This is a genomic window from Achromobacter sp., from assembly GCF_049647645.1.
GTDB lineage: Bacteria > Pseudomonadota > Gammaproteobacteria > Burkholderiales > Burkholderiaceae_B > Achromobacter.
In genome coordinates, this window is the sequence record NZ_JBARYB010000196.1 from 23,149 (window position 1) to 31,935 (window position 8,787).

Genomic DNA, 8,787 nt, shown 5'->3' on the forward strand with positions numbered 1-8,787 from the left:
CGCAAAAATTTATCACCTTGCCCTCCCCGCTGTCGAAGCGCATCCGGCCTCTGGATGCGCGTTCCTACTCCTGCACCGCCACCGTATAGTTCAACGCCAACCTCCCGCCATCCGCATATACCGTCTGCCCGGTCACGTAGCTGGCGTCGTCGCTGGCCAGGAACAGCGCGACCTTGGCGACCTCGTCCGTCGACCCCAGCCGCTGCATGGGAATGCGCGACAGCACGGTCCTGCGCGCTGCGGGATTGCTGGTGATCGTGGCCAGGATCTCGGTATCGATGCTGCCGGGGCCGATGGCGTTGACGCGGATACCATGCGGCGCCAGTGACAGCGCCATCGATTTGGTCATCTGCCGCACCGCGCCCTTGCTGGCGCCATAAGCCAGCTGGTCCGGCATCGCCAGCTCCGCCGTCATCGAGGACAGCGTCACGATGGCGCCGTTGCCGCGCCCGCCCGCCACCATGGCGCGGGCCGCCGCCTGCGCCACCAGGAAGGTGCCGCGCACATTGACGTTCATGACCGCGTCCAGGTCTTCCAGCTTCAGGTCCAGGAAGTCGGCGGCGCGGATCACGCCGGCGTTGCAGACGCAGATATCCAGGCCGCCCCAGCGGCGCACGCACTCGTCGGCCAGCCGCTGGGCGTCGGCCGGATCGGTCACGTCCGCCACCGCCGCGGCGGCGCGTTCCCCCAGCGAGCGGGCCGCGGCCATCAGTTCGGCCTCCTTGCGGTCGGCCAGCAGCACGTATGCGCCCTCCGCGACGAAGCGCTTCGCAATCGCCAGTCCGATGCCCCCGGCTGCGCCGGTGACCAGCGCCACCTTGTCCTGCAATCTCATCTCAGACTCCCACGTAGGCGGCCACCAGGTCGGGCCGCTCGGACAATTCCGCCGAGCTGCCGCGCCACACCGTCACCCCCTTGTCGAGGATGACGTTGCGGTCCGACAAGCGCAGCAAGGCCGTGGTGTTCTTGTCCACCACGATCATCGACAAACCTTCGGCCTTCAGTTGCGCCAGCACGCGCCATATTTCCGCGCGCACTACCGGCGCCAGCCCTTCGGTCGCTTCGTCCAGCACCAGCAGGCTGGGGTTGGTCATCAGCGCCCGGCCCAGCGCCAGCATCTGCTGCTCGCCGCCCGATAACTGGGTGCCCAGGTTGGCGCGCCGCTCACGCAGGCGCGGGAACAGTTCATACACGCGCTCCAGCGTCCAGCCATGGGCGCCGCCGCGGCCGATAGCTGTGGCGATCAGGTTCTCTTCCACGGTCAGGGTCGGGAAGATCTGGCGCCCCTCGGGCACCAGCGACAGCCCCATCCGGCCGATGCGGTACGGCGCCAGCCCGCGCAGCGAGCGCTCGCCATACCGGATGCTGCCCTGGCTGGCCGGCAGCAGGCCAAACAGGCACTTGATGACGGTGCTGCGGCCCATGCCGTTGCGCCCGATCAGGCCAAGAACCTCGCCCTGGCCCACATCCAGGTCCACCCCGAACAGGGCCTGGCAATGCCCGTAGGCCGCCGTCAATCCGCTGATGCTCAACATGGCCGCTCCTTATGCGTCGGCGTCGTCGCCCAGATAGGCGCGGCGCACGTCCGGATGGTTGCGTATCTGGTCCGCGCTGCCGGTGGCGATGATCTTGCCGTAGACCAGCACGCTGATGCGGTCGGCCAGCGCGAACACGGCATTCATGTCGTGTTCGACCAGCACGATGGTGTAGCGGCCCTTCAGGCCTTGCAGCAAGGCGATCACGCCCGCGCTTTCGGCCGCGCTCATGCCGGCCATGGGCTCGTCCAGCAGCAACACCGACGGCTCGCCCGCCAGCGCCATGGCAATCTCCAGCTGGCGGCGCTGGCCGTAGGCCAGGCTGTCCACCTGCGCCTCGGCCACGTCCTCCAGCTTGCAGGCCCGCAGGGCTTGCCTGGCGGCGTCGACCACGTCGGCGCAATCGCGCAAGGCGGTCCAGGCCGACAGACGCCGACGGCGCTTGCGCAAGGCGGCCAGGCAAGCGTTGTCCAGCACCGTGTAGCTGTCGAACACCGAGGTCACCTGGTAGGAGCGCAGCATGCCCTGGGCCACGCGTTCCTGCACCGTGGCGCGGGAAACGTCGGCGGCGCCCAGGCGCACGGCGCCGCCATCGGGACGCAATTCGCCGGACAGCAGGTTGATCAGGGTGGTCTTGCCCGCGCCGTTGGGGCCGATCAGCGCATGCAGTTCGCCCGGGGCCACATCCAGCGACACGCCATCGGTCGCCTTCAGGCCGCCGAAGCGGCGCACCAGGTCCTGCGTCGACAAACCCACGGGCTTGGCGGCGGTTTGCGTGTTCATGCCGATGCCTCCTTGGCGAGCGCGTCCGGCGGACGGCGGTCCTTCTGCCCGTCCGCGGCCGGCGGCTGGGCCGTCGGCGCGGCGGGCGGCGGACGCCGCAGCCAGGCCAGGGAATTGGCATAGCCGCCCTTGGCCACCATGGCGATGATCACCACCGCCGGCCCCATCAGCAGCATCCAGTGCTGCGTCATGCTCTTGAAGGCTTCTTCCATCAGCAGGTAGGCGATGGCGCCGACGATCGGGCCCAGCACATTGCCCAGTCCGCCTATCACCACCATGACGATGAGCTCACCCGACACCGGCCAGGACATGTAGCTGGGCGAGGCAAAGGCAGTCAAGTTGGCCAACAGCAGCCCGGCCACGCCGGTCAGCACGCCGGAGGCCACGTAGGCCGTCAGGCGCACGCCGAACACCGAATAGCCCAGCGCATCCACGCGCCGCGGGTTGGCGTGGGTGGCGCGCAGGATCATGCCGAAGGGCGAACGGCGCAGGCGCAGCATCGCCAGGCTGGAGACCAGCAGCACGGCCCAGGCCGCCCAGTACACGGGCTGGCTGCCGCCCAGGTCGAACAGGCCGAAGGAACTGGCGTCATAGATGTTCAGGCCGTCGTCGCCGCCGTACTCGCGCAGGCTGACCGCCAGGAAATAGAACATCTGCGCGAAGGCCAGCGTGATCATGATGAAGCCTATGCCCGAGGTGCGCAGGCAGACCGTGCCGACGATCAGCGCTACCAGCGCGCACACGGCGATGCACACGGCCAGCTGCAGCCAGCCGTTGCCGAAGCCGTAATAGCTGAGTATGCCCACGGCATAGCAGCCCAGGCCCAGGAACATGGCGTGGCCGAAGCTCACCAGCCCGGCAAAGCCCAGCACCAGGTTCAGCGCCAACGCGGCCAGCGCGTAGATCAGGATGCGCGCGCCCAGCGTCACGTAAAACGGTTCGCCCAGCCATTGCGCCACGAAGGGCACGGCGGCCAGGACCAGGAACAGCAAGGGCAGCGCCCAGCGCCGGTGTTTGTGTTCTTGCATGATGATCGAATCCCAGGACAGGCGCGCGTCAACGCCGCGCCGAGAAGACCAGGCCTTGCGGCCGGAACGCCAGCACCACGGCCATCAGCACGTAGATGAGCATGGAGGCCAGGGCCGGCCCGACCGCGTTGGCGACGGACGCGTCGAACACGGCGCGCAGCATGTCGGGCAGGAAGGCGCGGCCCAGCGTGTCTATCATCGCGATCAGCAGCGCCGCGACCAGCGTGCCGCGCACCGAGCCTATGCCGCCCACCACGATCACCACCAGCGCCAGGATCAGCACGGGCTCGCCCATGCCGGACTGCACCGAGAGGATCGGCCCGGCCAGCGCGCCGGCCACTCCGGCCAGCACCGCGCCCAACAGGAACAGCAGGGTCTTCTGCAGGTCGACGTTGGCGCCCAGCACGCTGGCCATGGGGGCATTGCTGGCGCCGGCGCGGATCAGCATGCCGAAGCGCGTGCGCTGGATCAGGAACCAGGCGCCCAGCGCCACCAGCGCGCCCACGCCGATGATCATCAGCCGGTACACCGGATAGTCGTTGCCGAACAAGCTGACGGCCCCTTCGAGCCCCTGCGGCACGGCGGCGTAATACGGCCGGCTGCCCCAGATGACCGAGGCCAGTTCATTGAAGAACATCATCAACCCGAAGGTGGCCAGCACCTGATAAAGGTGGTCGTGCTTGTACAGGGGTCGGGCGATCAGGCGTTCCAGCGCCACGCCCACCAGGCCGCTGCCCGCCACCGCCGCCAGGATGGCGAAGGCGAACGAGCCGCTGGCGTTGTAGGCGGTGGCGCCCAGGAAGGCGCCGATCATGTACAGCGACCCGTGCGCCAGGTTGATGAAGTTCATGATGCCGAAGATCAGGGTCAGCCCCGAGGACAGCAGGAACAGCAAGGCGCCGAGCTGCAGGCCATTGAGCATCTGCGACAACAGCAAGGATCCGTTCATGGGGCGTCTCCCGGGACGATTACTTCAGCGGGCAGTCCGCCACGTAGGCGTCCTGGTGGTCGGTGAACACCTTGGCCAGCTGCTTCAGGCCCACGCCGTCGCCTTCCTTCACAACCTGGTACGCATACAGGTCCTGCACCGGCATGTTGTTGCTGTTGAAGCGGAACTTGCCGCGCACCGTGGGGAAGTTGGCGCCGGCCGTCTTCACCGCCGCGGCCAGGGCCTTGCTGTCGCCGACCTTGCCGCCCTGCTGCTTGATGGCGGCGTCCAGCAGGAAGGCCGCGTCGTAGCCGCCCACCGCGTACTCGGACGGCAGCCGTCCGTACTTGGCCTTGAAGGCCTCGACGAACTTGCGGTTCTGCGGGTTGTCCAGGGTGGTGGCCCAGGGCGTGCCGTAGATCGCGCCCACCGCCTGCTCCTTCAATGCGGTCAGCGTGTTGGAGTCAATCAGGCTTTCCGAGAAGAACGGCAGCTTTTCCATCAGGCCGGCCTGGCGCAGCTGGCGCACGAAGTTCACGCCGACCCCGCCGGTGTAGAACGCGAACAGCGCGTCGGGCGCGGCCGACTGCATGCGCGAGATCTCGGCGGAGTAGTCCAGCTGCCCCAACTGCGTATAGATCTCGTCGGATGGCGCGGCGCCATAGAAGCGCTTGAAGCCCGCCAGCTTGTCCTTGCCGGCCTGGTAGTTGGACGACATCAGATAGGCGCGCTTGTAGCCCTGGTCCTTGACGTACTTGCCCATGGCCTCGGACATGCTGTCGTTCTGCCAGCCCAGCACGAACAGGTTGGGCAGGCACATGCGGCCGGCGATGGGCGCAGGCCCGGCATTGGTGGACAGCGCCACCACGCCCGACTCCTTGATGCGCCGCAGTTCCGCCATCAGCACGTTGGAGAAGCCCAGGCCGACGATCACGTCGACCTTGTCCTTCTCGATGAACTTCTGCACGATCTGCGCGCCCACGTCGGGCTTGAGCTGATCGTCGTCGCGGATCACAACGGCCTTCTGGCCGCCCAGGCTGCCGCCCAGTTGCTCGATGCCCAGCATCAGGCCGTCGTACTGGTCCTGGCCCAATGCCGCCTGAGGGCCGGACAGCACCCCGGTAAAGCCGATGCGGATGTCCGCCATGGCGGCGTTGGCCGCGGTCAAGGCCGCGACCGCGGCCAGCGCGGACAGCCCGCGTGCGTATGCTTGCATGCTAAGTCTCCTTGGGGGATGGGCGGCGGCGCCGTTCTGCGCGGCGCCTGCCGTATTGAGGTCAGAGCTTCACGCAGACATTGCGCAGCTCCGTGTAGAACTCCAGCGAATGCACTCCGCCCTCGCGGCCGATGCCGGACTGCTTGGATCCGCCGAAGGCCGTGCGCAGATCGCGCAGGAACCAGGAATTGATCCAGCAGATGCCCACTTCCAGGGCCTGTCCCATGCGGTGGGCCGTGCCCACGTTGCTGGTCCAGACCGAGGCCGCCAGGCCGTAGGGGGTGGCGTTGGCCAGGGCCACGGCTTCTTCTTCCGTGTCGAAGGGCGCGATATGGCAGCAGGGTCCGAAGATCTCCTGCTGGATCACAGCGGAGGTTTCCGGCAGGCCGGTCCATACGGTGGGCTGGATCCACGCGCCGCCGGCCAGTTCGTCCGGCATGTCCGGCACGCCGCCGCCCGCCACCACCGTGGCGCCGTCTTCGCGGGCGCGGGCGTAGTAGCCCAGCACCTTGTCGCGGTGGCGCTGCGAAATCAGCGGACCCAGGTTCACGCCGGGGTCCTTCGGACGCCCCAGCTTGAAGCCGCGGGCGCGCTCGCCCAGCGCCGCCACGAAGCGGTCGAAGATCGGCCGCTGCACGTAGACGCGCTCGGTGCCCAGGCAGACCTGTCCGGTGTTGTCGAAGGCGGCGCGCGCAATGCCGGCCACCGCCTTGTCGAAGTCCGCGTCGGCGAACACGATGCCGGCGTTCTTGCCGCCCAGTTCGAAGGACACGGGCCGCACGCCTACCGCCGCCGCCTGCATGATGGCCACACCAGTGCGCGTCTCGCCGGTGAAGGTGATGCCATCGACCAGCGGATGGCGGGTGAGCTTTTCGCCCGCCGAACCGGGGCCGCGGCCATGCACCACGTTGTAGACACCAGGCGGCACGCCGACCTCGTTCATCACTTCGCCCAGCAGCGTGGCCGTGGCCGGAGTGTCCTCGGACGGTTTGACCACCACCGTGTTGCCGCAGGCCAGGGCCGGCCCCACCTTCCAGGTCATCAGCAGCAGCGGCAGGTTCCAGGGGCAGATCACGCCGATCACGCCGCGCGGCACGCGCACGCCGTAGTTCAGGGCGTGGCCGCCGTCCGGCGTTTCCAGGTCGAAGGTCTCGTTGGGAATGTTGCGCACCAGGTCGGCGAAAATCTTGAAGTTCGCCGCGCCGCGCGGAATGTCCAGATGGCTGGCCAGGTCATAGGGCTTGCCGGTATCCGCGATCTCGGCATCGACGAAGTCGTCGAAGCGGCGGATGATGCCGTCGGCCACCGCGTGCAGCAGCTCCACGCGCTGCTGCGTCTTGAGCTTGGCCCAAGGACCGCGCAATGCCGCCTTGGCGGCCCGCACCGCGGCATCGACTTCGGCATCGCCGGCCTCGTGGATGCGCCCGATCAGGCGGTTGTCGACAGGATCGCGGTTGTCGAACGTCTTGCCCGTGGCGACCCATTCGCCGTTGATGAAGTTACGGAAATCGGTCATTGCGTCCTCGGTTGTGACAGGTCTGCCAGCGCCGCTTCAGGGTCGCCGGCGGTCAGGTATTCCCACATGCGCTCGTAGATGCGGCCCGTGCCCACGGCGCGGGCCGCCGCCTCGTCGGGCGAGAGCGTGGGCGCGCCTTCGGCCAGGCCGGCCGAACGCAGTTGCCATTCGATGCGGGCGGCATCCTCCAGATACCAGGTCAGCACCACGGCATGCATGAGGGATTCGGCCGCCACCACCGCGCCGTTGCCGCGCATGGCCACGGCGCGCGCCGCACCCAGGGCCTGCGCCACGCCGCGCGCCTGGGCGTCGCTGCGCACCAGCTGCGGATCGTCCCAGAGCGGCACGGCCGGTGAAAAATACGAACCCATGCCATGGCGCGGCTGCGGCGTCACCCGCGCCGACGACAGCGTCATGACCGTGGGCGGCATGGAGCGCACCACCCCGCCCACTTCGGGACGCATGCGGTAGATGTGCTGGTGGATACGGACTTCGCCCAACACGCCCTCGGGCAGCTCGCCATGGACCGGTACCACCGTGCCCGCCTCGCCCGGCTCGATCAGGCCCATGGGCCGCGCCGCGCACACCAGGAAGTGGTCGGCGTCGAGCCGGCTGCTGCAATGGCCGTAGGCGTGGACCAGGTCGGCGCGGGCCAGGCCGCGCGCCGCCACCCGCACCAAGGCTTCCTGGCCGGCGTCAATCCTCATCGGCGCGGCGCTCACGTCTTGAACTCCGGAATGTCGGGCTTGGCGCCCCACATGCAGAACGAAGACGGCACGGCGGGGAAGCTGCGCGGGCGGTAGGTCTTTTCATCCTCGGCGGTGATCAGGCGCACGCCGGTGGAGTATTCGTAGATCATCCCGTCGGGGCCGTCGAAGTACAGGAACATCGCACCCGACGTCGGGTGGCGCCCCGGACCGAAGCGGATCGGCACGTTCCATTCCTTCAGCTGATACCAGGCGCGCATGATGTCGTCGATGCTCTCGACCTGGTGGTTGATGTGCTGCACGCCCGGAAAGCTGGACGGGAACAGCGCGATCTTGTGATGCACTTCGTCGATACGCAGAAGCGGCGCTTCGCCGATGCGGTCGCTGACCCGGGCCGACAGCAAGCCGGTCCAGAAGGCCTCGTCGCGCCGCGCGTCCAGCGTGCGCAGGCCGATGTGCGAAAAGCCCGTCACGCCTGCGTCGCGGCTGGGAAAATAGCGGCGGCCGCTGTGATGCGGCGCATGCACCAGCTCGATGCGGTTGCCGGAGGGGTCGATGAAGCTGAGGAAATCGCGCACGTAGCGCTGCTCGGCGTCCTCGCGCTTGCCTGCGGCGACCTGGTAGCCGCTACGCTCCAGCACCGCGCCGGCATGCTCCAGCTCTTCGGGGGTGTCCACCTCGAACGCCGCGGTGTGGTCGCGCGGATCGCCTTCGAAATAGCACAGGGTGTGGTCGCGGGAGTCGGACTTGAAATAGACCGCGCCGTGCTCCTTGCGCGCCACTTCCAGCCCCAGCACCGCGGTCGCGTAGCGGACCGCGCCTTCCAGGTCGCGGGTACCCAGCCGGACGTACCGGATGTCGTGTAGCCGTATCACTGCTTGTCTCCAGGATGCGCCTGCCGCCGGCTTCATGCCGGTCGTAGTCTCGACGCTTTTTTCTACGATAAACAGCATAAATCTCGGCGTCAATAATTTTTATCGAGATTTTTTGAACGCAGTGATAAAGTAGCTTCCATGTCAGACGGCGCCACCCTCCCCCCGCTCGCCCATGCCGCCTCGGCCAACACCCTGGTCG

Annotated in this window: 9 protein-coding genes; all 9 read right to left on the reverse strand. The window is 67.9% G+C overall.

The genetic code is table 11. The features are described from left to right. Nucleotides 1–64 precede the first annotated feature (64 nt). The 9 genes from WBB14_RS22100 to WBB14_RS22140 all read right to left on the reverse strand — a co-directional run bounded on the left by WBB14_RS22100 (nt 65) and on the right by WBB14_RS22140 (nt 8,588). Nucleotides 65–835 carry an SDR family NAD(P)-dependent oxidoreductase gene (locus tag WBB14_RS22100; RefSeq protein WP_424241732.1) on the reverse strand — a complete coding sequence of 257 codons (771 nt, stop codon included), beginning with the start codon at nt 833–835 and terminating at the stop codon, nt 65–67. Nucleotide 836: 1 nt separating this feature from the next. Next, nucleotides 837–1,535 carry an ABC transporter ATP-binding protein gene (locus WBB14_RS22105; RefSeq protein WP_424241733.1) on the reverse strand — a complete coding sequence of 233 codons (699 nt, stop codon included), beginning with the start codon at nt 1,533–1,535 and terminating at the stop codon, nt 837–839. Between the two features lie 9 nt (nt 1,536–1,544). Further along, nucleotides 1,545–2,318 carry an ABC transporter ATP-binding protein gene (locus WBB14_RS22110; protein ID WP_424241734.1) on the reverse strand — a complete coding sequence of 258 codons (774 nt, stop codon included), beginning with the start codon at nt 2,316–2,318 and terminating at the stop codon, nt 1,545–1,547. Beyond that, nucleotides 2,315–3,346 carry a branched-chain amino acid ABC transporter permease gene (locus WBB14_RS22115; protein WP_424241735.1) on the reverse strand — a complete coding sequence of 344 codons (1,032 nt, stop codon included), beginning with the start codon at nt 3,344–3,346 and terminating at the stop codon, nt 2,315–2,317. Before WBB14_RS22115 ends, WBB14_RS22110 begins: the two co-directional genes overlap by 4 nt. Before the next feature lie 28 nt (nt 3,347–3,374). Next, nucleotides 3,375–4,295, reverse strand: a complete 921-nt coding sequence (locus tag WBB14_RS22120) for a branched-chain amino acid ABC transporter permease (protein WP_207466771.1) — start codon at nt 4,293–4,295, stop codon at nt 3,375–3,377. A 19-nt stretch (nt 4,296–4,314) separates the two neighbouring features. Beyond that, complete coding sequence (locus WBB14_RS22125) at nt 4,315–5,490, reverse strand: ABC transporter substrate-binding protein (RefSeq protein ID WP_424241736.1); 1,176 nt, start codon at nt 5,488–5,490, stop codon at nt 4,315–4,317. A gap of 61 nt (nt 5,491–5,551) precedes the next feature. After that, on the reverse strand, nt 5,552–7,006 hold the full coding sequence (locus WBB14_RS22130) for a 2-hydroxymuconic semialdehyde dehydrogenase (protein WP_424241737.1): 1,455 nt from the start codon (nt 7,004–7,006) through the stop codon (nt 5,552–5,554). After that, nucleotides 7,003–7,713: a class II aldolase/adducin family protein gene (locus WBB14_RS22135; protein WP_424241740.1), complete on the reverse strand. Its 711-nt coding sequence runs from the start codon at nt 7,711–7,713 to the stop codon at nt 7,003–7,005. Before WBB14_RS22135 ends, WBB14_RS22130 begins: the two co-directional genes overlap by 4 nt. Nucleotides 7,714–7,724: 11 nt before the next feature. Next, nucleotides 7,725–8,588: a VOC family protein gene (locus tag WBB14_RS22140; protein WP_424241738.1), complete on the reverse strand. Its 864-nt coding sequence runs from the start codon at nt 8,586–8,588 to the stop codon at nt 7,725–7,727. Nucleotides 8,589–8,787 lie beyond the last annotated feature (199 nt).